Source organism: Amycolatopsis sp. NPDC049868 (assembly GCF_044461365.1).
Taxonomy (GTDB): Bacteria; Actinomycetota; Actinomycetes; order Mycobacteriales; family Pseudonocardiaceae; genus Amycolatopsis.
Window position 1 is genome coordinate 202318 of record NZ_JBITKV010000002.1, and the last position, 22936, is coordinate 225253.

24 protein-coding genes are annotated in these 22936 nt (G+C 68.0%); 12 read left to right on the forward strand and 12 right to left on the reverse strand.

Going from position 1 to position 22936, the window contains the following annotated elements:
• Positions 1-94: 94 nt before the first annotated feature.
• Entirely contained in the window at positions 95-514 is a 420-nt protein-coding gene (locus ACIBTM_RS09045; RefSeq protein WP_395875989.1) for a TlpA family protein disulfide reductase, read from the reverse strand.
• 7 nt (positions 515-521) lie between these two features.
• The gene (locus ACIBTM_RS09050; protein ID WP_395875990.1) at positions 522-1415 is read right to left on the reverse strand and encodes a DUF2993 domain-containing protein; all 894 of its coding nucleotides are present in this window, start codon (positions 1413-1415) and stop codon (positions 522-524) included.
• A 143-nt stretch (positions 1416-1558) separates the two neighbouring features.
• On the opposite strand from ACIBTM_RS09050, the gene ACIBTM_RS09055 reads away from it, so the two are divergent.
• The 6 genes from ACIBTM_RS09055 to pstB all read left to right on the forward strand — a co-directional run bounded on the left by ACIBTM_RS09055 (position 1559) and on the right by pstB (position 7431).
• Positions 1559-2305 carry a DNA-binding response regulator gene (locus ACIBTM_RS09055; protein WP_395875991.1) on the forward strand — a complete coding sequence of 249 codons (747 nt, stop codon included), beginning with the start codon at positions 1559-1561 and terminating at the stop codon, positions 2303-2305.
• 63 nt (positions 2306-2368) lie between these two features.
• Positions 2369-3244, forward strand: a complete 876-nt coding sequence (mshD, locus tag ACIBTM_RS09060) for a mycothiol synthase (protein ID WP_395875992.1) — start codon at positions 2369-2371, stop codon at positions 3242-3244.
• 229 nt (positions 3245-3473) lie between these two features.
• Positions 3474-4598, forward strand: a complete 1125-nt coding sequence (gene pstS, locus ACIBTM_RS09065) for a phosphate ABC transporter substrate-binding protein PstS (RefSeq protein WP_395875993.1) — start codon at positions 3474-3476, stop codon at positions 4596-4598.
• Positions 4599-4806: 208 nt separating this feature from the next.
• On the forward strand, positions 4807-5724 hold the full coding sequence (gene pstC / locus ACIBTM_RS09070; protein WP_395876767.1) for a phosphate ABC transporter permease subunit PstC: 918 nt from the start codon (positions 4807-4809) through the stop codon (positions 5722-5724).
• Between the two features lie 2 nt (positions 5725-5726).
• Positions 5727-6644 (forward strand): phosphate ABC transporter permease PstA, encoded by a 918-nt coding sequence (gene pstA, locus ACIBTM_RS09075; protein ID WP_395875994.1) that lies wholly within the window; start codon positions 5727-5729, stop codon positions 6642-6644.
• A gap of 10 nt (positions 6645-6654) precedes the next feature.
• Complete coding sequence (pstB, locus tag ACIBTM_RS09080; protein ID WP_016338000.1) at positions 6655-7431, forward strand: phosphate ABC transporter ATP-binding protein PstB; 777 nt, start codon at positions 6655-6657, stop codon at positions 7429-7431.
• 185 nt (positions 7432-7616) lie between these two features.
• On the opposite strand, the gene phoU is transcribed toward pstB, so the two are convergent.
• The 8 genes from phoU to ACIBTM_RS09120 form a co-directional block, all read right to left on the reverse strand.
• Positions 7617-8279 carry a phosphate signaling complex protein PhoU gene (phoU, locus tag ACIBTM_RS09085; RefSeq protein WP_016337999.1) on the reverse strand — a complete coding sequence of 221 codons (663 nt, stop codon included), beginning with the start codon at positions 8277-8279 and terminating at the stop codon, positions 7617-7619.
• A gap of 80 nt (positions 8280-8359) precedes the next feature.
• A complete protein-coding gene (locus tag ACIBTM_RS09090; protein ID WP_395876768.1) occupies positions 8360-9757 on the reverse strand; it encodes an LCP family protein in 1398 nt (465 codons plus the stop codon).
• Between the two features lie 816 nt (positions 9758-10573).
• Positions 10574-11302, reverse strand: coding sequence for a GGDEF domain-containing protein (locus ACIBTM_RS09095; protein WP_395875995.1), 729 nt, complete (start codon positions 11300-11302; stop codon positions 10574-10576).
• A gap of 65 nt (positions 11303-11367) precedes the next feature.
• The gene (gene idi / locus ACIBTM_RS09100; protein ID WP_395875996.1) at positions 11368-11979 is read right to left on the reverse strand and encodes an isopentenyl-diphosphate Delta-isomerase; all 612 of its coding nucleotides are present in this window, start codon (positions 11977-11979) and stop codon (positions 11368-11370) included.
• A 58-nt stretch (positions 11980-12037) separates the two neighbouring features.
• Entirely contained in the window at positions 12038-12871 is an 834-nt protein-coding gene (locus ACIBTM_RS09105; protein WP_395875997.1) for an alpha/beta fold hydrolase, read from the reverse strand.
• Positions 12872-13136: 265 nt separating this feature from the next.
• Positions 13137-14282 carry a tRNA dihydrouridine synthase DusB gene (gene dusB / locus ACIBTM_RS09110; protein ID WP_395875998.1) on the reverse strand — a complete coding sequence of 382 codons (1146 nt, stop codon included), beginning with the start codon at positions 14280-14282 and terminating at the stop codon, positions 13137-13139.
• Between the two features lie 214 nt (positions 14283-14496).
• On the reverse strand, positions 14497-14874 hold the full coding sequence (locus tag ACIBTM_RS09115; protein ID WP_395875999.1) for a hypothetical protein: 378 nt from the start codon (positions 14872-14874) through the stop codon (positions 14497-14499).
• On the reverse strand, positions 14871-15086 hold the full coding sequence (locus tag ACIBTM_RS09120; RefSeq protein WP_395876000.1) for a hypothetical protein: 216 nt from the start codon (positions 15084-15086) through the stop codon (positions 14871-14873). Before ACIBTM_RS09120 ends, ACIBTM_RS09115 begins: the two co-directional genes overlap by 4 nt.
• A 122-nt stretch (positions 15087-15208) precedes the next feature.
• Here ACIBTM_RS09120 and uppS point away from each other — a divergent pair, with 122 nt between their 5' ends.
• From uppS to ACIBTM_RS09135, 3 genes are all read left to right on the forward strand, one after another.
• Complete coding sequence (gene uppS, locus ACIBTM_RS09125; RefSeq protein ID WP_395876001.1) at positions 15209-15967, forward strand: polyprenyl diphosphate synthase; 759 nt, start codon at positions 15209-15211, stop codon at positions 15965-15967.
• A 72-nt stretch (positions 15968-16039) separates the two neighbouring features.
• A complete protein-coding gene (locus ACIBTM_RS09130; RefSeq protein ID WP_395876002.1) occupies positions 16040-17962 on the forward strand; it encodes a DUF2339 domain-containing protein in 1923 nt (640 codons plus the stop codon).
• Between the two features lie 43 nt (positions 17963-18005).
• On the forward strand, positions 18006-18407 hold the full coding sequence (locus tag ACIBTM_RS09135; RefSeq protein WP_395876003.1) for a TIGR03667 family PPOX class F420-dependent oxidoreductase: 402 nt from the start codon (positions 18006-18008) through the stop codon (positions 18405-18407).
• Here the strand turns inward: ACIBTM_RS09135 and ACIBTM_RS09140 are convergent.
• Entirely contained in the window at positions 18404-18955 is a 552-nt protein-coding gene (locus ACIBTM_RS09140) for a superoxide dismutase (protein ID WP_395876004.1), read from the reverse strand. The genes ACIBTM_RS09135 and ACIBTM_RS09140 overlap by 4 nt on opposite strands.
• Positions 18956-19038: 83 nt before the next feature.
• Here ACIBTM_RS09140 and ACIBTM_RS09145 point away from each other — a divergent pair, with 83 nt between their 5' ends.
• Positions 19039-20001, forward strand: coding sequence for a DMT family transporter (locus ACIBTM_RS09145; RefSeq protein ID WP_395876005.1), 963 nt, complete (start codon positions 19039-19041; stop codon positions 19999-20001).
• Positions 19946-20410 carry a DUF6328 family protein gene (locus tag ACIBTM_RS09150; protein WP_395876006.1) on the forward strand — a complete coding sequence of 155 codons (465 nt, stop codon included), beginning with the start codon at positions 19946-19948 and terminating at the stop codon, positions 20408-20410. The genes ACIBTM_RS09145 and ACIBTM_RS09150 overlap by 56 nt, the downstream gene beginning before the upstream one ends.
• Here ACIBTM_RS09150 and ACIBTM_RS09155 read toward each other — a convergent pair whose 3' ends face one another.
• Positions 20411-20947 (reverse strand): hypothetical protein, encoded by a 537-nt coding sequence (locus ACIBTM_RS09155; RefSeq protein WP_395876007.1) that lies wholly within the window; start codon positions 20945-20947, stop codon positions 20411-20413.
• A gap of 77 nt (positions 20948-21024) precedes the next feature.
• Between ACIBTM_RS09155 and ACIBTM_RS09160 the strand changes: the two genes are divergently transcribed.
• Entirely contained in the window at positions 21025-22836 is a 1812-nt protein-coding gene (locus ACIBTM_RS09160) for a LamG-like jellyroll fold domain-containing protein (RefSeq protein WP_395876008.1), read from the forward strand.
• Positions 22837-22936: the final 100 nt, after the last annotated feature.

Here is a 22936-nt window from a genome sequence, read left to right on the forward strand (position 1 = left end):
TTCGGGGCAGCCTGTTCACGGGCACGAGGGTACGCAGAGCTCCCTCAGGTTGGGAACCGTGTTCACACCTTGGGACGCTTCCCAAAATTCGGGATCAGACGTTCGCCAGATGGGGCTTCAGGGCTTCGAGAAGCTCCTGACCTCGGGGAACGCCGCCGACGCGGAAGACCTCCCGGCCGTCCGGCGTCAAGGCCAGCGTCGTCGGAGTCCGCAATATCGAAAGTGCCTGTGCGACTTCGGGGGTTTCGGTGACGTCCAGATCGACGTGGGTGAGGCCGTCGGTCTTGTCCGCGAGCGCCGAGAGGAGCACGCGGGTGTGGCGGCACGGCGCGCAGAACGTGGTGGAGATCTGGACCAGGGTGACACCTTCGGGCGCGAGGGCGCCCGAGACGCGACCGGGCAGTGTGGGCGCGCCCGGCTTGGCCGCGCGGATCCGGCCGTTGCGCGCTCGCATCAGCGCGCCCGCGACCCCGCCGAGCACCAAGACGCCCAGCAGCACCCACACTCCGGTCATCCGCAAGTCACCCCTGAGGCTTCGCTCCGCTGAAGGCCACGTTCTTGCCTTCACCCTTGATGGTCACCGAGCCGCTGTTCACGCGTACCGACGTCGGCGTCACCGAGAACGGCATCGTGCCGGTGTCGATGGTCGCGTTGAAGTTCGGCAGCAGCGCGTCCTGTACGGCTTGGGGAACGACGGTGGTCTCCTTGTCATTCCCGAACTGCAGCCGCTTCGGCTCGAGACGGATCTTCTGCCCGTCGAGTTCGATCATCGCGAAGCAGAAGATCTCCACCTTCTGCCCGGCGATCTGGACGTTGCCCGAAACCCGGATCCCGGCGCTGGCGGTGTCCACCGGTTCGCCGTTCTCGTTGGTCGCCGTCGGCTTCGTCTCGCCCTGGCCGCTGTCGCCGTTGCGGACGTAGTCCTCGGTGACCGGTTCGATCTTCAGGTTCTCGATCTTGTCGAGAGGGGCCTGCTTCGCGATGTCGGCGGCCTTGATCGTCACCTCACCCTTGAGCGTGCCGATGGTGATCGCCTTGGTGTTGCCGGACGTCAGGTCCGAGAGCGGCGCCGTGACGTCGCTCATGTCCGCGTTGAAGTCCACGTCACGCAGCTTCGGCGGGACGGCGACGCCCTGCGCGTTGATCGTGATGTGACTGTAGTCACCGGAAAGGGCCTGGGTCAGGAACGGGAAACCGTGCACCGTGACCGCCGGGTCGTTGGCCAGGTTCAGCTGTTCGCGGGCCTTTTGGGAGATCGTGTGCTCGGCGAACGCCGCCGCTCCGAAATCGGCCCCCACCAGCAGCACCACCAGTACCGCGAGGGCGATGAGCCAGCCCCGGCCGCGGCGCTTCGGTCGCTTGGCGGACCGGCCGGGGGACGGTCGTCCGTCGTGCGCCACTGGCCTGCTCACCATCTCGTCAAGTCTCCTTCGTAAACCTCTTTGGCCAGGTGTGATCGATCCAGCACGGGGTAGGTCCTCGGCCGTTCACCCGCTATTCTCACTAAGCACCGGCTGTCGCCACGTTCGAGGCGGCCAATAGCGAAGGCGGTGCGGCGATGAGCCTGGACCTTCTGGTACTGACCGCGGAAGCAGATGCCACCACGGTGTTGCCCGCCCTGGATCTGCTGCCCCACACCGTACGCGTCCGTGCTCCGGAAGTGACCGCGCTGCTCGACGCCGGCCACCGCGACGTCATCGTCCTCGACGCGCGCACTGATCTCGCCTCCGCGAAGAGCCTCTGCCGTCTGCTCAAGGGCGCGGGTGAGGACGAGACCTCCACCCCGGTCATCGCCGTCGTCGGCGAAGGCGGGCTGGTCGCGGTCAGCGCGGAATGGCGCACCGACGACATCCTCCTCCCGACGGCCGGTCCCGCCGAGGTCGACGCCAGGCTGCGGCTGGTCACCACCCGCGACGGCAGTGCCTCGCAGGTCGACGCCGAGCTTCGCGTCGGTGACCTCGTCATCGACGAAGCGACCTACACCGCGAAGCTGCGCAAGCGCACTCTCGAACTCACCTACAAGGAGTTCGAACTCCTCAAGTACCTCGCGCAGCACGCCGGCCGGGTGTTCACCCGGGCCCAGCTGCTGCAGGAGGTCTGGGGTTACGACTTCTTCGGCGGCACGCGCACGGTCGACGTCCACGTCCGGCGTCTGCGGGCGAAGCTCGGACCGGAGCACGAGCAGATGATCGGGACCGTGCGCAACGTCGGTTACAAGTTCGAGCGGCCGTCCAAGGGGCCGGCCAAGCAGGCCGTCGCCCCGGACGCGAGCGTCTACGAGCCGAGCGAACTTTCCTCGCACTGAGTCCCCTTTCCTGTCTGACAAGACGCCCGGGCACCCGGCAGGTTCCCCGGTAGGGTCGGTTTCATGCTTGATCTGGTGTGGACCGGTGAACCGGAAACGGAAGAGATCCACGACTTCCTCCTCGCCGTGCGCGAGGCCGACGGCCGCCCGGAGGACACCGGTTTCGACGGTGGGCGGCACCTCCTCGGTCGCGTCGACGGCGTGTTGGTCGCGTATGCGCACCTGGACACCGAGGGTGACTCGCACGGCAACCAGGTCGCCGAACTGTTCGTCCATCCCGCGCACCGCCGCTCCGGCCACGGCCGGGCGCTCACCAGGGCGCTCGTCGAACAGGCCGCGGGGAAGCCGCTGCGTGTCTGGGCGCACGGCGACCACCCCGCCGCCGTCCACCTCGCCGGGACCGAAGGGTTCGAACGCGCCCGCGAGCTGCTGATCCTCCATGCCGACGTGGAGACGGCCGACTGGCCGGAACCCGTCACGCGCGAAGGTGTCACGCTGCGCACGTTCGTCCCCGGCCAGGACGAGGAGGCGATGGTGCGGGTCAACGCCCGCGCCTTCGACTGGCATCCCGAGCAGGGCGCGTTGACCGCCGACGAGGTCCGGGCGACTGAGAAGGACGCCTGGTTCGACCCCGAAGGCTTCTTCCTCGCGGAAGAGAACGGCGAGGTCGTCGGCTTCCACTGGACGAAGGTCCACGACGCGGTCCCCGGCCGGTTCGGCGGCGAGCCCGCCGGCGAGGTCTACGTCGTCGGCATCGACCCGGACGCGCAGGGCGGCGGCCTCGGAAAGGCCCTCACGCTCGCCGGGCTGCGGTATCTCCGTGATCGCGGGCTGGGGCAAGTGATCCTGTATGTCGAAGGGGACAACGCGCCCGCACTGGCCGTGTATTCGAAGCTCGGGTTCACCCGATACGAGGTAGACGTTCAGTACGCACGGTAACCGCGTTCACACGGGCGGCACTTGACCGGTCACGGAGAGCAGACGCGCAGGTCACGGGCGGGACACGGGCCACTTTCGGAGTAGTCGCGCTGCTCACATCGGCTGCCTTGTTCACTTGCCGTTCACCCTTAGACGGCCGCCTGTCCACTGTCAGTGCTTAGTGTCCGGGTCCGGAAGGAACGCTCCCGTTCCACCGATCCGGCGAAAGTCTCCCAGTGGAGGAAATGCAGTGAAGATCATGCGGCCCGCGGGCGCGATCGGCATCGTGGCCACCGCCGCCCTCGTGCTCGGCGCCTGTGGATCCGACCCGGCGGCGACCAAGCCCGGCAGCACCGGTGCCGCCGCCGCTCCGAGTGGCGCGGCCAACGTCGAATGCGGCGGCAAGAGCCCCCTTTCGGCCGAGGGCTCGTCCGCGCAGAAGAACGCGATCGACATCTTCGTGCAGGCTTACGCCGCCAAGTGCTCCGGCCAGAAGGTGAACTACAACCCCAGCGGTTCGGGCGCCGGCATCAAGCAGTTCAACGCGAACCAGGTCGACTTCGCCGGTTCGGACTCGGCGCTCAAGGCCGAAGAGGCCGAGAAGGCCAAGGCCCGGTGCGCCTCCGACGCGTGGAACCTCCCGCTCGTCGTCGGCCCGGTCGCCGTCGCCTACAAGCTTTCCGGGGTCGACAAGCTGACCCTGACCCCCGAGGTCACCGCCAAGATCTTCAACGGTGGCATCACCAAGTGGAACGACCCGGCCATCAAGGCGGTCAAGGGCAACGAAAGCCTCAACCTGCCGGACAAGGCCATCCAGGTCATCTCGCGCACCGACGAGTCGGGCACCACCGACAACTTCCAGAAGTACCTGAAGGTCGCGTCCAAGGGCGCCTGGACCCAGGGTGACGGCAAGAAGTTCAACGGCGGTGTCGGCAACGGCGCGGAGAAGTCCAACGGTGTCGCCAACGCCGTGAAGTCCGCCGACGGTGCCATCACCTACGTCGAGTCCGCGTTCGCGAAGGACGGCATCAGCACCGCCCTCATCGACAGCGGCTCCGGTGGTGTCGAGCTCAGCGCGGCGAACGTCGCGAAGTCCCTCGACGCGGCGAAGTTCAAGAAGGAGGGCTCGAACGACCTCGCCCTCGACCTGGACGCGATCTACTCCAGCAACGTGGCCGGCGCGTACCCGCTGCTGCTCGTCACCTACGAGATCGTCTGCTCCAAGTACGCGGACGCCGAGGTCGGCAAGGCCGTCAAGGCGTTCCTGAACGTCTCCGCCACCGATGGTCAGAAGCCGCTTTCGGAGAAGGGCTACGTGCCGATCCCGCAGAGCCTGCAGGACAAGGTCCTGACCGCCGTCAAGGCCATCGCCTGATCAGTCGACGACCTCTAGGTTGATCAGTAGCAGGCTGGACAGAAGTTAGTCGATGAGCGATTCGTCTTCGCCCAGAACGCCCACCGGCGACCCCGGTGGGCGTTCTGGCGTCCGCGAGACCTTCACGGAGGACCCGATTTCGGAGCAATCTGCCGCGTCACCGCCCGAGCAGTCCTCGGTGCGCCTCGCGAGCCCCAATTCCAGGACGGTGCGACCCGGTGACCGCATCTTCCAGATCCTGACCACCGGAGCCGGCGTCTTCGTCGTCTCGCTGATCGGCCTGATCGGGTTGTTCCTGCTGGTGCAGGCCATCCCGGCGCTCCAGGCCGACAACGTGAACTTCCTGACCAGCCAGGTCTGGCAGACCACCCCGGACAACATGCGCTTCGGGATCATGGGCCTGCTGCTGGTCACGGTGTACTCGTCCCTGCTGGCGCTGATCATCGCGATGCCGATCTCGCTCGGGATCGCCCTCTTCCTCACCCAGTACGCGCCGAAGCGGCTGGCGCGGCCCTTCGCCTACGTGATCGACCTGCTCGCCGCGGTCCCCTCGATCATCTACGGCCTGTGGGGCCTGATGGTCTTCGCGCCGGCGATCGAGCCGTTCTCGCAGTGGGTCAACGACACCTTCTCGTGGATCCCGCTCTTCGCGGCGGGCAACGTCTCGCCGGACCTGCGGGGCACCATCTTCACCGCGGGCATCGTGCTGGCCGTGATGATCCTGCCGATCATCACCTCGCTGTCCCGTGAGATCTTCGAGCGGACCCCGACCCCGCATATCGAGGGCGCGCTGGCGCTGGGCGCCACCCGCTGGGAGGTCATCCGCACCACGGTGCTCCCGTTCGGCAAGGCGGGCTACATCGGCGCTTCGATGCTCGGCCTCGGCCGCGCGCTCGGCGAGACGATCGCGCTCGCGATCATCCTGACCGGCGCGGTCGGCCGCGAGTTCACCTGGAGCCTCTTCGACGGCGGCGCCACGTTCGCCTCGAAGATCGCGGCGGACTACGCGGAACTCAACAACGAGATCTCGGCGGGCGCGTACATCGCGGCGGGTCTCGTGCTGTTCCTGCTGACGCTCGTCGTCAACTTCATCGCGCGATCCGTCATCGCCAAGAAGGGGGACTGAGCATGTCCACCACGCTCGAAAAGACCCCCGCCACCACCCCCGCCTTCCAGCAGGTCAGCATGGCCAGGAAGGTCAAGAACGGCTTCGCGACGGCGCTGATCTGGCTGTCGTTCCTGATCGCCGTCGTGCCGCTGGTGTGGCTGCTCGCCACGGTGGTCATCAACGGTGTCAAGCGGATCCCCTACAGCAACTGGTGGACCGAGGACTTCGGCTCGGTGCTGTCGGACGAGGTCGGCGGCGGCGTCGTGCACGCGGTCATCGGTTCGGTGCTGCAGGGCCTGGTCTGCGCGGTCATCGCGGTCCCGATCGGCATGCTGGTCGCGATCTACCTGGTCGAATACGGCCGCGGCAAACTCGCGAAGATCACGACCTTCATGGTGGACATCCTCTCCGGTGTCCCCTCGATCGTCGCGGCGCTGTTCATCTACGCGCTGTGGATCACGACCTTCGGCCTGCCGCGCAGTGGTTTCGCCGTGTCACTCGCCCTGGTGCTGCTGATGATCCCGGTGGTCGTGCGCTCCTCGGAGGAGATGCTGCGGATCGTCCCGGACGACCTGCGCGAAGCCTCGTACGCGCTGGGCGTGCCGAAGTGGAAGACGATCATGAAGATCGTCCTGCCGACCGCGCTGTCCGGCATCATCGGCGGCATCATGATGGCGCTCGCCCGGGTCATGGGCGAGACCGCGCCGCTGCTGGTCCTCGTGGGGTACTCCGCCTACGTGAACTGGGACATCTTCGGTGGCGAACAGGCCGCACTGCCGCTTCTGATGAACAACGAACGGGTCAGCAACCCGTTCGACGAAGGTACCGTCGCGTTCGACAGGATCTGGGGTGCGGCGCTCACCCTGGTACTGATCATCGCGATCGTGAACCTCCTCGCCATGCTCTTTGCCCGTCTTGTCGCCCCGAAGAAGAAGTGAGCTGTTTGAGATGGCCAAACGAATCGACGTCAAAGACGTGGACATCTACTACGGCAAATTCCACGCCGTGGACGGCGTCACCCTCTCGGTGCCGCCGCGGAACGTCACCGCGTTCATCGGCCCGTCGGGCTGCGGCAAGTCGACGGTGCTGCGCACGCTGAACCGTATGCACGAGGTCATCCCCGGTGCCCGCGTCGAGGGTGAGGTGCTGCTCGACGGCGAGGACATCTACGGCGCCGGGGTCGACCCGGTGCAGGTCCGCCGCACGATCGGCATGGTGTTCCAGCGCCCCAACCCGTTCCCGACGATGTCCATCCGCGACAACGTGGTGGCGGGCCTGCGCCTCGGCGGCACCAAGGGCAAGAAGGAACTCGACGACGTCGCCGAGCGCGCCCTGCGCGGCGCGAACCTGTGGAACGAGGTCAAGGACCGGCTGAACAAACCGGGCGGCGGCCTCTCCGGTGGTCAGCAGCAGCGGCTCTGCATCGCGCGGGCGATCGCCGTGCGGCCCGACGTGCTGCTGATGGACGAGCCGTGCTCCGCGCTCGACCCGATCTCGACGCTCGCCATCGAGGACCTGATCGGTGAGCTCAAGAAGGAGTACACGATCGTCATCGTGACGCACAACATGCAGCAGGCGGCGCGGGTCTCGGACCAGACCGCGTTCTTCAACCTGGCGGGCGTCGGCCAGCCGGGGCGCCTGGTGGAGCTGAACGACACGGAGAAGATCTTCTCGAACCCGGACGAGAAGGCGACCGAGGACTACATCTCGGGCCGCTTCGGCTGATCTTTGAGCGCGTGAAGCCTGAGGCACGTCGCGAAAGCCACTTTCAGGACATCAGATGTCCCGAAAGTGGCTTTCGCGACACGCCCTGAGCGGTCGCCCGGGCGCCAAGCATGACGAAGGGGCCCTTCACCGCGTGAGATGCGGTGAAGGGCCCCTTCGCTATGTCCTATGCGGGGAAAGTCCCCTTACAACTCGTCGGGTCCGTAGCCGGGCATCTTGCCGGTCACCACGAAGATCATCCGGCGCGCGACCGAGACGGCGTGGTCGGCGAAGCGCTCGTAGAAGCGGCCCAGCAGGGTGACGTCCACGGCCGCGGCGACGCCGTGGTCCCAGTTCCGGTCCATGATGACCGTGAACAGGTGCTTGTGGATCTCGTCGACCTCGTCGTCGTCCGACTCGATCGTGCGGGCGGCCTCGACGTCCTTGGACTTGATGACCTGCTCGACCTGACGGGCCAGGCTCACGCCGACCTCGCCCATCTTGGCGAAGTCCGCCTTCACCTCTTCGGGCAGTACGGGGTCGGGGTGGCGGCGGCGCGCGGCCTTGGCCACGTGCAGCGCCAGATCGCCCATCCGCTCCAGGCTTTCCGCCGCGTGGATCGCGGCGAGCACGGTCCGGAGGTCGGTCGCGACAGGTGCCTGCAGGGCCAGCAGCGCGTACGCCTGCTCCTCGCATTCGGCGCGCGCGTCGTCGACCTTCGCGTCGTCGCTGATGACCTGCTCGGCGAGTCCGAGATCGACCTCGAGCAACGCCCGGGTCGCCCGCTCCATCGCGTCGGCGACCTGGAGGGACATGCTCGCTAGGTTCTCGGCGAGCTGTTCGAGTTCGACATGGTAAGCCTCACGCATGGCCCAACCCTACGGGCAAGAGGGACCAAAAGCCGCATCCCAGAGTGAACCTGACGTGAACCCGGACTAACGAATGATCCTCAGCCTGAGCTGCTGCTCTTCTTGGCGCCACCCGATTTGGCGGTGCTGGTCGGCGCCGTGTCAGCTGTGCCGGCAGCGGGCGGCGCCGGGGCCTTCTCTTCCAGCGGGGTGTTGTTGATCAGCGCCTCGAAGACGGCCTTCGCCTTGCTCTGCACCAGCACCTCGTTGCCGCGGCCGTTCGCCTCGCCGGTGGTGGGCACGGTGAGGAACTTGACCTTGTCCGAGCCCATCCCGCGCATCGACTTCGCCAGCGTCATCATCTGCTTGATGCCGAGGTTCTCGCCGAAGGTGGCCTTGGCGAACGCGTCGATGAAACCGCTGAGCTTACCGGTGTCCAGGATGACTTCCTTCGACATCACCGTCTTCAGCAGCGCGCCGAGGAAGGCCTGCTGCCGTTTGATCCGGCCGTAGTCCGACGTCGGGTCGCCCTTGACGTGCCGCGCCCGGACGTAGTTCAGCGCCTGGTCGCCGGAGATCCGGACCTCGCCCGCCTGCGGGATGATCATGCCGAGCGTGCCGTCGTCGACCGGCTTCTCGTTGTACACGGTGACGCCCTGCACGGCGTCGACCATGGATTTGAAGCCGTTGAAGTCGATCCCGACGAAGTGGTTCATCTTCATGCCGGTGATCTGCTGGATGACCTTCGTGACGCACTGCGGGCCGCCGACCGCGTAGGCCGTGTTCAGCTTCGCGATCTTCTGTGCCGGCGAGGTCTCTTCCGAGTACGACGACGTCGCCGGGTCCCAGCGCTTGCATTCCGGGCGGCTGATCTCCAGGTCGCGCGGGAAGGACACCATCACGACACGCTGCCTGTCGGCGGGGACGTGCGCGATCATGACCGTGTCCGAACGGGCGCCCGGCGTGCCGTCCGCGTCGCCGACCCCGTCCTCGGCGGCCGCGCCGTCACGGGTGTCGGAACCGACCATCAGGAAGTTCTCGTCGCCGGTCTGGCCCGCGGCGTCCTGGATGTCGGCCGAGTCCTCGTCGAGCGAGGCGACGTTGTTGAACTTCGCGTCGAACCAGGTCTGGGCGCCCCACGCCGAACCGATGGAGAGGAACACGAGCGCGGCGACCACGGCGGCGGCGATCCGGCCGGCCTTGGCCGCCTGCCTGGTCTTGCGTTCCTTCTTCTCCTGTAGCCGGGTCTGCGGCGCGGATTCCTCGCCCACCTCGGCATCGGTGGTCATGACCACCCGCTGCAATGCCGTGCGGGTCTGCTCCAGCAGCGCGGCGGGGCGGGAGGCGAGCCGCTCGCGGCGCTCGCGCTTCTTGGCCTCTTCGGCCTCGAGTTCGTCGTGCGCGGCGGAGAACCGGGCGAGGGTGTGATCGATCTTGCGCTTGGTGATCGTCGCGTCGTCGATCGCCTCGAGCTCGTCGGTCATCGTGAGCCGGTCCATCTCGGACCGCGGCGGGACACCGGGCGACTGCGGGACCGGCGCCTGCTGCGCCGGTCGTTGCGCCGGGCGGCGGGGACGACGCGGGGGCGGCGGTACCGCGGGCTGCTGCTGCGCGCCGGGGTTCACCACCGGCGGGCGGCGCTGCGTCGGCGCTTCGGGGCTGGGCGCGGCCTGGGAGGTGCGGCGCGGCTGGCGCGCGCGAGGCGGGCGCGGGGTTTCGTCGGGTTGCGGGTTCCGCGGCGGCATCGGGGCACGCGGCGCGGCGGGTTTGGCCGCGCGAGGCGCGGGTGCCGGGCTTTCGGCCGGGGCGGCCGGACGAGGGCGGCGAGGTGCGGGCGGTTCGGTCCGGGCGGCTCGCGCACCGGGTCTTCCAGGTTCGGGCGACGGCTCGCTCTGCCGGAGCCTGCGCGGAGCGGGCGCCTCGGCGGAGGGGTCGAAGATCGGGCGTTCACCGGTATGACGTGCGACGACGTCGGAAACGCTGATCCCGCCGTGGGTGTCCATCGAGCGGCGTCGAGCCCTGCGGCCGCGCTCACCGGCGTTTCCGTCGGTGTTGCTGTGGCGACCGGTCCCCGGGTTGTGGTGCTCGTCGGGCACTCGGTCTCCTTTCAGGCCTGGCGTCGAAGCTCTTTCGTTATCGTACGGACACCTCTGGTTCGTGGCGACAACCATCCCGGAATTTTCTTCACCCAAGGTACTGAGAATCGCCGAACGGTCCATGCGATCGGGTGAGCGGTCGTGGTTAAAGCTGCGTTAAAAGGGGTGAAACCACTACGCAGAGTGCGACAGTCGACTGTGTGAGTGGTTGGGGAGTGCTTAAGCGCCGGCGGACTCCGCGGCGTTCATCGGATGCGGAATCGTGCGTGAAGATTCCTTATCCCGATAGGCCACTTTGTTTCGTCCTGCCCGTTTCGCCATATACAACAAAGTGTCGGCGCTACGCAACTGCCGTTCCGGTTCGGCCGCGAGATCCGGCTCCACGCGGCTTTCGTGCGCGAGCCCCACGCTGATCGTCACCGAGAGACCGGGACGGATGCGGCGCCACGGATGGCGGGCCACCCGGATACGGGCGGTGTCGGCGATGCGCACGGCGCGGGCGGCGTCGACGTCCGGGATGACGAGCGCGAACTCCTCACCGCCGTAGCGGGCGCAGAACGCCTCCGGCGGAAGTCCCTGTTGCAGCAGGTCGGCCACTTCGCGGAGCACCCGATCGCCCACCAGATGCCCGAACGTGTCGTTGACGTCCTTGAACAGGTCGAGGTCGACCAGCGCGATCGCGACGCCGGGCGGGCCGCGGTGGTCGACGGCCGGGCCGTGCAGCCACTGGTCGAGGTAGCGGCGGTTGTAGCTGGACGTCAGCGTGTCCCGCAGGTTGCCCGCCCTGGCGAGGTCGAAGGCGGATTTGAGGTGGTGGTACGCGCGTCGCCAGTCGCCCTGCATGGCCAATATCCCGGCGATCGACTCGTGGAGGCTGAGCAGATCGGTGGTCGGCGCGCCCGATGGGAGCGCGGCCTCGTCGTCGGCTGCCACGCTCACCTCCGCCACGAATTGGTTTTCGTCGTATAGGAGGGATCTCTTGAGGTATGAGTACGGGCCAAAGTGAATATCGCTCAAGAGGACGACGGTCCGGCACCATTGTCACGCACCGAAGTGCCTTTCTGTAAGGACGAAAACGGCTCGGCGTCCTTGAGCTGCGAAAACTGATCCTTCGCCCAGTAACTCACGTCAGTCACATCGTCATTCAGCAACAGTGCGTAATCATTCCAGCTCAGCCACCGCCAGTCGCCGACCTCGTCGGGATGCGGTTCCGGATCGTCGTCGACCCAGGCGACGAAGACCGGGCAGAACTCGTTCTCGACCACGCCTTCGAACGGCGGCGTGGAGTAGCGGTAGGCCGGAAGGACGCATCGAAGCCCGTTCAGCCGGGGCAGTCCGAGCTCGAAGGCGGCGCGCCGCCGGACGGCCTCTTCGATCGGTTCACCCGGTGCGGGGTGCCCGCAGACGCTGTTGGTCCAGACCCGGGGCCACACCTTCTTGGTGGCGGCGCGGCTGGTGATCAGCAGGGCCTGGTCGCTGCTGCGCAACAGATAGCAGGAGAACGCCAGATGCAGCCGGGTGTGCTCGTGGTGGGCGGCCAGTTTGGGTGCGGTCTCGCCGGTCGGCTCGCCGTCCTCGGTGACGTAGACGATGCGTTCGGTGTCCGCTTCGGTCATGTTCTTCATCGGACCCACTGAACCAGCAGGCTCGCTGTAACCGGTACCGCGACCAGAGTTACCCCTGTTAGTGGGATGAAAGGTGCTCCACGAGCAAAGATGTGACGGCTTCGGGCGCCTCTTCCACGACCCAGTGAGAGACGTCCTCGATCATCTCGAAGCGGTACGGGCCGGTGACCCGGTTCGCGGTGTCGAGCGCGGCCGTCGAACCGAAGGCGGCGTCTTCGGTGCTCCAGATGTAGAGCGTCGGTACCTCGATCGGGCCGATCTTCCCGCCGGGCCGCCCGGCGCGGTACCAGTTGAGCGCGGCGGTCAGCGCGCCCGGCTCGGACAGGCGTCGGATGTACTCGTCGACCTTGCTCGGCGGCACTTTCCAGTCGAACATGCGGCGCAGCGCCTCGGCGTTGTTCTCGAGCATCCGCCGTTCGGTGACGCGGGTCTGCCGCCATTCGGTCATGTACGCCGAACGGAGATGCTGGTCCTCGTCGGTCTTCATGACCGCCGCCAGCGCCGCCGGATGCGGCGTCGAAATCACGGCGAGACTGCGGAGCCTGCCGGGATGCGCATCGGCCGTCCACCACGCGACGGCTCCGCCCCAGTCGTGTCCGACAAGATCGAATTCGTTCCACCCCAAGCGATCCGCGATCGCGATGACGTCACCGACGAGGTCGTCGATCCCGTATTCGGACGCCTGTTCCGGCCGGACGCCCGGGGAGTAGCCGCGCTGATCCGGCGCGACCGCGCGATAGCCGAGCACGCCGAGCGTCGCGACCTGGTGCTCCCATTCCACCGCGGCCTCGGGAAACCCGTGCAGCAGCAGCACGGGGCGGCCGTCCTCGGGGCCCGCCGCGATGGCGTCGAAGGAACCGGCCGCGGTGGGAACGCTCAGCTGCTCGATCACGACGCCGACTCTACGGGCCTCCGGTTTCCGGCAGGCGGCAAGGGATTGACGACGAGTGTTCCTCGACCGTCCATTGGCGGCGCCGGTTTCGGTGCTCGGGGTCTGTGACGGCAACCCGGGATGTCATCTCGGGCCGTACCCGACCTACGAGGCGTGTCTCATCGAGCAGAGCAACATGGCCCGGTACTAAGTTTCGCCTACAAGACCAGGGGAACCTGAGTCGTGAACGAAACGCTCCCGCCGCCCGGCGGGAGCGTTTTTCGTTTCAGCCCCCCGAGTGCATGTCCTCGGCTTCGGGGACGCAGTCGTCGTCCGGGTCGTCGAGCCAGCCGTGCGGCAGCGTGACCTTGCCCGGCGAACCCTGCCGCCCGCGCGGACCGGTGGCCGCGGTGGGGAACGGCGCGTCGTGGTCGAGCTTGGCGATCAGGTCGTCGAGCTGGTCCATGCCGGACAACATCGCGAAGCCGCGTCGCAGCTCCGAACCGACCGGGAAACCCATGAAGTACCAAGCCATGTGCTTGCGGATGTCGCGCATGGCCTTGTCGTGGCCGTCGTGTTCCACGAGCAGTTCCGTGTGACGGCGCAGTACCTTCGCGACCTCGCCGAGATTCGGCGGCGTCGGCTGCGGGCGACCGGCGAAGGCGGCCTCCAGCTCACCGAACAGCCACGGCCTGCCCAGGCAGCCGCGGCCGACGACGACGCCGTCGCAACCGGTCTCGTCGACCATGCGCAGCGCGTCCTCGGCGGAGAAGATGTCGCCGTTGCCGAGCACCGGGATGCTGGTGACGGCTTCCTTGAGGGCCGCGATCTTCGTCCAGTCGGCCTGGCCGGAGTAGCGCTGTGCGGCGGTGCGCGCGTGCAGGCTGACCGCCGCCGCGCCCTCCGCCTCGGCGATACGACCGGCGTCGAGGTACGTCAGGTGGTCGTCGTCGATGCCCACCCGGAACTTGACCGTGAACGGCACGCCCGCCTCGGCCGCGGCCTTCGCCGACTCGCGCACGATGTCGGCGAACAGCTTGCGCTTGAACGGCAACGCCGCTCCGCCGCCCTTGCGCGTCACCTTCGCCACCGGGCAGCCGAAGTTGCTGTCGATGTGGTCGGCGAGCCCCTCGCCGGTGATGATGCGGACGGCCTCGGCCATGGTCTTCGGGTCGACCCCGTAAAGCTGCATGGACCTGGGCTTTTCGTTCTCGCCGAAGGTCATCATGTGCATGGTGCCGGGGTGGCGTTCGACCACCGCGCGGGCGGTGATCATCTCGCAGACGTAGATGCCGGCGCCGTACTCCTGGCACAGCTGCCGGAAGGCGACGTTGGTGATGCCCGCCATGGGAGCGAGCACGACCGGCGGATCGACCTCGTAGGGGCCGATCTTCAGGCTGGGCTTGCTCAGGGTGGCTGTCACGTCCTCCATTGTCGCCTGTGGTGTCTGTCACTCGCAGGTGGGCCGGGTTCCGCCGCCGGCAGATACACGGCGCGACCATCGGCAGATCCACAGACACAGGTGCTGTTGAGCTGTGCACAACGACGCCACGACAGACGGACCGACCAGCGGTTTCCCCTGGCGAGGCCGCGCCTGTCTCCCGATCCAGTGCACTATGGACAACCCCATCGGGGACGGCGTCTTGTCAGGAAGACTTCGCCAGCTGGCTGACTCGCTGGAAGGACATGCCGAGTATCTCACCCGCTTCGCGTTGTGAAACGCCAAGAGCGAGCAGTTCTTGGACCGCAGCACGGTGTTCCGCGGCCGCTTCGGCCTGCTTGCGTTGGGCCTCTTCGCGCAGGACTTCGGCGCGGGCTTGGTGGTCCTTCACCGAACTCGGCAGGTGCACCTCGAGATGCAGGTCGTACTCGTCGTCCTTGACGCCGTCCATGATTTCGATGAGCTCGTTGGCCATCGTCACGACGTCCTTGTAACGGAGTGCCTGGGTCGAGCGGTCGATCTCGCGGACGCGGATGAGCCAGAATCTGCCATCGCGAGTGACTTCGGCGTGATAGGTCTTCACTTCCTCCACCATCCTTTCCCGAGGACGCCCTCGCATTCCTTGAAGATGTCGATGGCGAAGACCTCGCCCAGCTCGGTATGGCGGGGGATGGGCACCACCACGCCGTTCAAGGTGTAGATGGTGTGGTTGGCAAGTTCCCGTTCCAGGACCCATGCCGCGCGTTGCCGCCTGGCGGCGACAGCGATCTTCTTGATGACGTCTCGTCTTCTCACAGCGTATGTCTAGGCAGGGGTAGACGCAAGCGTCAAGGCCGGGCTAGACATCTTCCGAGAGGGGATGGAAAAGGTCGTCTCCTTGCCGCTGCGCATCGCCGGATTTCGGTAGCTTCGCCTTCATGAGCGCCCGGACCAGACTCGACGACCTCTACGCGCGACGGCTCCGAGCTCGTCTCCTGCAAGGTCCTCTGCCCCGCCACGTCGGCGTGATCATCGACGGCAACCGCCGCTGGGCCCGCGCGATGGGCTTCGCGGACGTCCGTGAAGGGCATCGTCACGGAGCACAGCACATCGCCCGGTTGATGTCGTGGTGCGAAGGCCTCGGCATCGGGCACGTGACGGTGTACCTTGCCTCGGTCGACAACCTGACGAAGCGCGCGTCGCCGGAGATGGCCTTCTTGATGCAGGTGATCGAGGACGTCGTCCGTGAGCGGCTCACCGCGCCTGGCGCGAACTGGCGTGTCGCGCCTGTGGGACGTCTCGACATGCTGCCGTCGTCCACGGCCGAAGTGCTGAAGCAGGCCGAAGAGGACACTCGGGACGCGACAGGGCCCGAGCTGACCCTCGCGATCGGGTACGGAAGCCGCGAGGAGATCGTCGACGCCGTCCGAGATCTCGTGCTCGAAGGGGCGGCTGACGGCAAGTCCCTTGTGGAGATCGCGGAGTCCGTCTCCGTGGACGCACTTTCCGCGCATCTGTACACGGTCGGCTGTCCCGATCCGGACCTGATCATCCGGACCAGCGGCGAGGTCCGGCTGTCCGGATTCCTGCTTTGGCAGGCCAAGGATTCCCGGCTGTACTTCTGCGACGTCAACTGGCCGGGCTTCCGGTACGTCGACCTCTTGCGGGCGCTCCGCGTATGGGCACGATCACGATGATCTTGCAGGTCGCGACCACATCGTCATCACGATTGAGTAGTGCTACGGATCCGCCGGCGGGCGTCAGGCCGCATGCTGATCGCCATGACCACCGATGGGGATGTGCTCCTCAGGCTCGCCGGGGAGATCGACGACCTTGGGGCCCGCCTCGCGCGGGTCGGCACTGAGCTGCGGACCGTCCAGTCCGCGGCGGAGCCGAAGCACGAAGAGGCACCTGAGCAGGCGGAGAAGCCCGCCGGGCAGCAGGAAGAGCAGCAGGCGACACCGCGGACAGAGCAGCCGCAGGCCGAGCAGCCGCAGCAGCCGCACCAGGCCCAGCCGCAGCAGCCGTACCAGCACTACTTCCCGCAGGCCCCTCAGTACCAGCAGCAGTATCAGCAGGCCCAGTACGCGCAGTGGCAGCAGCAGTACCGCCAGCAGTATCAGCAGCCGCAGCAGCCCTACCGCCCGTACCAGCCCGCGCCGAAGGTGTCGCTCGCCGAGAAGCTGGGCAAGGAGGGTGCCGGCAGCAGGCTGCTCGCCTGGATCGGCGGCGCGGTCACGTTGCTCGGCATCGTGCTGTTCCTCGTGCTCGCGATCCAGCGTGGCTGGTTCGGCCCGTTGCCGCGCGTGCTCGGCGGCGCCGTGCTCGGCGCGGCGCTGGTCGGGATCGGGCTCCGCCTGCATCGCACGCCGGCGGGCCGCACGGGTGCGTTCGCGCTCGCCGCGACCGGCATCGGCGCGCTGTACCTCGACGCCATCGCCGCGACGACGATGTACGAGTACCTCCCGGCCTACGCCGGGCTCGCGATCGGGCTCCTGATCGCGGTCGGCGGATTGCTGCTGGCCGTGCGGTGGAAGTCGTCGCTGCTCGCGACGGCCGTCGTGCTCGGCTGCGTGATCTGCGCGCCCATCATCACGCAGGGGTTCACCCCGCAACTGGTCGCGTTCCTGCTCGTGGTCCAGGTCGCTTCGACGCCGGTGCAGCTGCGCCAGTCGTGGCCGTCGGTCGCGGTCGCGGCCGGGATTCCGCCGCTGCTCGCCTCGGTCTGCAGCACGGCGTTCGTCGGCTTGGGCGGAAGCACGGGCAACACCGCCGCCGCCCTGGCCGCGGGCGGAGTCGGACTCGTCCTCGCCCTGATCGTCACCCTCAAGCGGACCGGGGACGCCGCCGCGCTCGCGCTGCTCGCCGTCGCCCCCGCGCCGTCGTTGCTCGCCGCGCTGTTCCTGCCGAAGACCTCGGCCGTGCTCGTCACCGCCTCGGTCGCGCTGGTGCTGCTCGCGGTGTGGGCGGCCGGGCAGTGGCTCGACGGCTGGACGGGTGAGCTCGCGGGTGCCGCCGGGCTCGTCGCGGCCCTGCAGACGACGATGACGCTGTTCGACGGCAGCGCCCGCTCGGGGATCCTCATCGGCGAAGCGGTCTTGCTGGCGCTGGTCGCGCTGTGGACGAAGAAGCACGTGGCGCTCTTCGGTGGCCTCGGCTTCGCCGTCATCGGTGGCCTGATCGCGCTGGCCTTCGACGTCCCGCCGACGCTGTTCTTCCTGATCCGCAACCGTCCGGACGCCGACCTCGCCGCCGCGTTCCTGGTGGCACTGGCGATCTTGGCCGCCTCGATCGCGCTTCCGTGGGTCTCGCACCGGCTCGGGCTGTTCAAGGCCGCGGCGGAGAACGTGGTGCCGTGGCTCCTCGCCGGGGTCTGCGGGCTCTACGGCGCGGGCGCGCTGGTGCTGTGCGGTGCGCTGCTGGTCGTTCCGGGCCGGTCGGGTTTCCTGCTCGGCCACGTGGTGATCACGGTGTCGTGGACGGTCGCCGCGCTGGTACTGCTCATCCGCGGCATCTCGGCGGTCAACCTGCGGGTGATCGGGTTCGTGCTGGTCGGCGCCGCGGTGCTGAAGCTGGTCCTGTTCGATCTCTCCGCGCTCGACGGCCTGGCCAGGGTCGCCGCCTTCCTCATCGCCGGGCTGGTGCTGCTCGGCGCGGGGACGCGTTACGCGAAGCTCGTCGCGTCTCGCTGAGCGGACGAGGAAGAAAAGCCGCGGGGCCGTGGTTGGTCGGTTCATGACCTACCAACCCGATCCGCGGCTCGCCGAGCGGGCGAAGGAGAACGTCGCCTGGCTGACCACGATCAGCCCGAAGGGACGCCCTTCGCCGCGCCCGGTGTGGTTCGTGCTCGACGGTGAGGATTTCATCGTCTTCAGTCAGCCGGACACGGCGAAGACCCGCCACATCGAAGCCAACTCCGAGGTCAGCCTCCACTTCAACAGCGACGAGCACGGGGGCTCGATCCTGGTGATCGGCGGCAAGGCCGAGATCCTGCCGGACGGTCTCGCGTCGGAGCAGCCGGGCTTCCTCGACAAGTACGAGAAGCACTACCCGGCGATCGACTACGACGTCGGAAAGTTCGACCGGGAGTACAGCGTCCGGATCAGGATCCGGCCTGAACGCACCTGGGGGTTCTAGAAACCGACGGTCACGCAGGCCAGCCGGGCCCCCGCGGTCCCGGCATGGCCCGGGTCGGTGTGCGTATGCGTTTCGTGGATCACGATCGAGTTCGCGCGCCGGTCGGTGAACGTCCAGTCCACTTTGGACACGGCGACGCCGCGGCCGGTGGCGTCGGAGGTGAGGTCGAGCCAGATCTCGTTGTGGGGGTTGGCATAGGCCGGGTCGACCGACGGCTTCACCGGGTCTTCGACGTTCTGGTAGTGCGGGCCGGCGAGATCTCCGGTGGCGCCGCAGGGCTTCGTGTGCGCGTGGGCGCCGTATTCGCGGTTGGGCAGCAGGCCGGTCACCAGTATCGCGGTCGAGGTGCCGAAGGCCTTGGAGGTCAACCCGAAGACATGCGCGCGGGCGCCGGGCGGCACCAGATCGGGTTTGTAGATGGTGAGGCCGCTCTTGGCGGTGATCACGTGGACCCGGGAGCCGGGGACGGCGGTGGCCGGCCCGGCGCCGGCGGTCAGGGCCAATGCGGCCGCGGACAGGACGAGGGCGAGTGTGGGGACGGGGCGCATGCCCCTTGCCTAGTCCGCACGAATCGGACACGCCAGAGCGGTCACTCCGTCGGGCGATCATTCTCAAACTATGGGCAGGGTATGTGAGTACGAATCCTCCGGATCGCACCTGGCTGGTCGCGGTCGCCGCCGCGCTGTGGGGTACCGACGGGCTTCTGCGGCTTCCACTCGCCGAGGCGCTCCCGGCGGCCACGGTCGTCTTCTGGGAGCACCTGCTGGTGGTGCTCGTGCTGAGTCCCTTCATTCCCGGCGCTTTCCGCGCACTGCGGCGGACCGGCCCGCGGGAATGGCTGGCGGTGCTCGCCATCGGTGGCGGATCCTCCGCGCTCGCGACGGCGATGTTCACCGCGGCCTTCAAACTGGGCGACCCGGTGACGCCGTTGGTGCTACAGAAGCTCCAGCCGGTGTTCGCCGTGCTGGCGGCGTATTTCGTACTCCGTGAGCGGGTCCGCCCCGGGTACGCCTTCTTCGCGATCCCGGCGCTGCTCGGCGCTTGGCTGCTGGCGTTCAAGGATCCGCTGAACATCCAGCTCGCCGCGGCGAAAGCGGCGCTGCTGGCGATCGGCGCGGCCGCGTTGTGGGCGGCGGGCACGGTGCTCGGACGGCTGCTTTCCACCGAACTGGCGCCGAAGGAGGTCACCACCCTGCGCTTCACCGTCGGGCTCCCGGTCGCGGCGGGCATCGTGGCGTACCAGGGCGGCCGGTTCGCGGTCGGCTGGGACAACGCGCTCGGGCTCGGCCTGCTCGCCCTGGTCCCCGGCCTGCTGGCGCTGAGCCTGTACTACCTGGGCCTGCGGTCGACCCCCGCCGCGAGGGCGACGCTGGCCGAGCTCGCGTTCCCCGTCACCGCGGCCGTGATCGGCGTATTGTGCTTGAACGCCGATTTGTCGGGTACCCAGTGGCTGGGCCTCGCCGTGGTGGTCGCGTCAGTGACGTCGCTCGGCTGGCATGAAAAGGTCAGGCGTCAACCGATGGTCTTGGAGTCGCCGCATGGTCGAGCACACCGGCGAGACGAAGAACGAGCGCCTGACCCGCAACGTCAGTGAGCTCCTGCAGGAGCTGCGGGTCGCGCAGGCCGGTGTCCAGATCCTCTTCGGTTTCCTGCTCACGGTGGTGTTCACCGACGAGTTCCACAACGCGAGCGGGTTCGAGAAGTCCGTTCATCTGACGGCGGTCCTGCTCACGGTCTGCTCGACCGTGCTGCTGACGGCGCCCGCCGCGTGGCACCGGCTGTTGTTCCGCACCGGGAACCGTGAGCAGATCCTCACTGTCGGTAATCGTTGCGTCCTGGTCGGCCTCGGCTGTCTGGCGGCCGCCATCACCACGACCGTCGCGCTCATCGCCAAGGTCGTCTTCGGCCCGATCGCGATGACGATCCTCGGCGTGGTGTCGGCGGTGCTGTTCGTCGTCATGTGGCTCGTCGTGCCGAAGAAGATCGACCGCAACGGCGACTGATCACCGGCCGGTGCGCACCGGGGTGCTTTCGGGCAGGCCGAAAGCGGCGGCCGACACGCTCCGAGGGTCGTCCGGGCTCGCCCCGTCGAGCACCCGGCGGGCGCCGGTCCACGAGAACAGCGCCTTGACCGAAGGCGAGTAGCCCGCGCCGTCCTCCGCGACCTTCCGATCGAGCACGCGGAACCCACCGGGAGTGCGTTCGACGCGGTAGACCATCGGCTGACGGCGGAATCCGCCGAGCGTGACGAGCCCGTCACCGTCCCTCTCGACCTCGTCGCAGCTCGCGACCAGGCCGATCTTGACCTGTTCGTGGTCCGCCCGGGTCTCGATCACCTTCTGCGTGCACACCCAGCGGACGTCCGCGCCGGAGTGGGCGGTCGCACGCAGCCACTCGCGCAGATGCTCGTCGATCGGCGGCAGCGCCTCGCGGGCGACGGCGTCGTCCACCGTCGGCATCTCGTCCACGATCCACCAGCCTGCCGCGGCCACCACCACACCGACCCCGGCGAGCACGGGCCAGCGTTTGACGTTCCCCATGGGATGAAGCTACCGAGCGGGGCAAGTGTTCACCCGCGGTTCGGGACACGTTGCCTCCGCGACCGTAGGTTTCGGCCGTGAACGACTCATCCAGACGGACCTTCCTGCGCGGCGCGGGCCTGCTCGGCGCCGGTGCGGCGGTCTCCGCGTTACCCGCCCTCGGCGCCCCCGCCGCCTCGGCGGCCTTCGGTCGCGGCCCCGACACCGAAGACGGCCGCTTCACCCTCGCGGTCCTGCCCGACACCCAGTACCTCTTCGACGCCGACCGCGGCGACCCCGCGCCGTTGGACGCCACGCTGCGGTACGTCACCGGCGGCGACGAGAACATCGTCTTCCTGGCGCATCTCGGCGATCTCACCGAGAACGGGCAGCCGGGCGAGTTCGACCAGATCAGCCGGTCGTTCCAGCACCTGGACCGGCGCCGGTTCCCGTACAGCACGCTGGCGGGCAACCACGACATCAAGTCCTCGACCGACGACCAGCGTGGCCGCACGCCGTACCTCGACGCTTTCGGGCCGCAGCGGCAGCGGGGTTCGCGGACCTTCCGCGGCGCGAGCCCGGACGGCTACAACAGCCATCACGTCTTCCGTGCGGGCGGTCGTGAGTGGCTGCTGCTCGCGCTCGACTGGCGGCCGTCGGCAGGCGGGCTGGAGTGGGCGCGGTCGGTGCTCGCGCGGAATCCGCGGCTTCCGGCCATCCTGACCATCCATGAATTGGTATGGGCCGACGAGGCCGGGCAGGCGCGGTTCTCGGAGTTCGGGCAGAAGGTGTGGGACGAACTGGTCGCCGGGAACGACCAGATCTTCCTGACCCTCAACGGGCACTACTGGCCGCCCGGGCGCATGGTGAAGCAGAACAAAGCGGGCCACGACGTCCATCTGCACATCACCAACTACCAGGACCGGTACTACGGCGGCAGCGCGATGGTCCGGCTCTACCGGTTCGACCTCGCGCGCAACGTGATCGACGTGCGCACGGTCTCGCCGTGGCTCGCGGACCAGGCGCCGCGGCTGAACGAGTTGCAGCGGCAGGAGATCGAACGCACCGGGCCGGCGGACTACTTCAGCCTGGAGATCGACTTCGAGTCGAGGTTCGCGGGTTTCGCGCCGGTCCCGGTCCCGCCCGCGCGGCCCGCCGAACGCCAGCTGATCCGCGGGACCGTGGCGTACTGGCGGTTCGAAGGCCGTGACGGCGCGCCCGTTGATGGGATTCGCGACCTTTCGGGCCGGGGCAACGACCTGGTCCGGGTGACCCTGCCCGGCAGCGCGCCCGAGGCTTTGCGGTTCTCCGGCGAGTTCTCCACGCGGCAGCCGTCGAGGTCGAGCCTCCGGTTCGACGGCGGCAAGAAACCGGCTCGCGGCGGATATCTGCGCACGGCGGACTCCGCGCCGATGAACGCGGAGACGTTCGCGCGCGGCTACACCGTCGAGGCGTTCGTGAAACTGCCCGAGGATTTCAAGGACGGCAAGCATTCCTGGGCCGCGATCTTCGGCAGGCAGGGCTCGGGTGGCAAGGCGGGCAAAACCGGTGACGATCCCGGCGAGCCGTCGGCCACACTGTCCCTTTCGGACGGTGCCGCGTTCCAATGGGCGGTGTTCCCGGTGAACCAGAACGGGATCTCCACCTGCTGGGGGCACGAACTGGCGTTGAAGGAATGGATCCACGTCGCCGCCGTCAACGACGGCAGGCGGACGATGCTCTACGTCGACGGCTGCCCGGTGCTGCGGAACCCGAAGACGCCGGCGGCGGGGATCGCGAATCCCGGCGGCTCGTGGCTGATCGGCGCCTACGCCTATGACTCGATCGTCGAGCAGGCGTTTCACGGCTGGCTCGGCGACGTCCGCGTGGTGGGCAGGGCGCTGGACCCCCGCGAGTTCATGCTCGGCTGAGTGTCGCGCGGATCGTGCGCGGTAATGGTGGATGTTCGTCCCCATTGTCGCGCACGGTCTTTTCCGGGGGAATACCGGGGGTCTCTTGACAAGCGGGGGA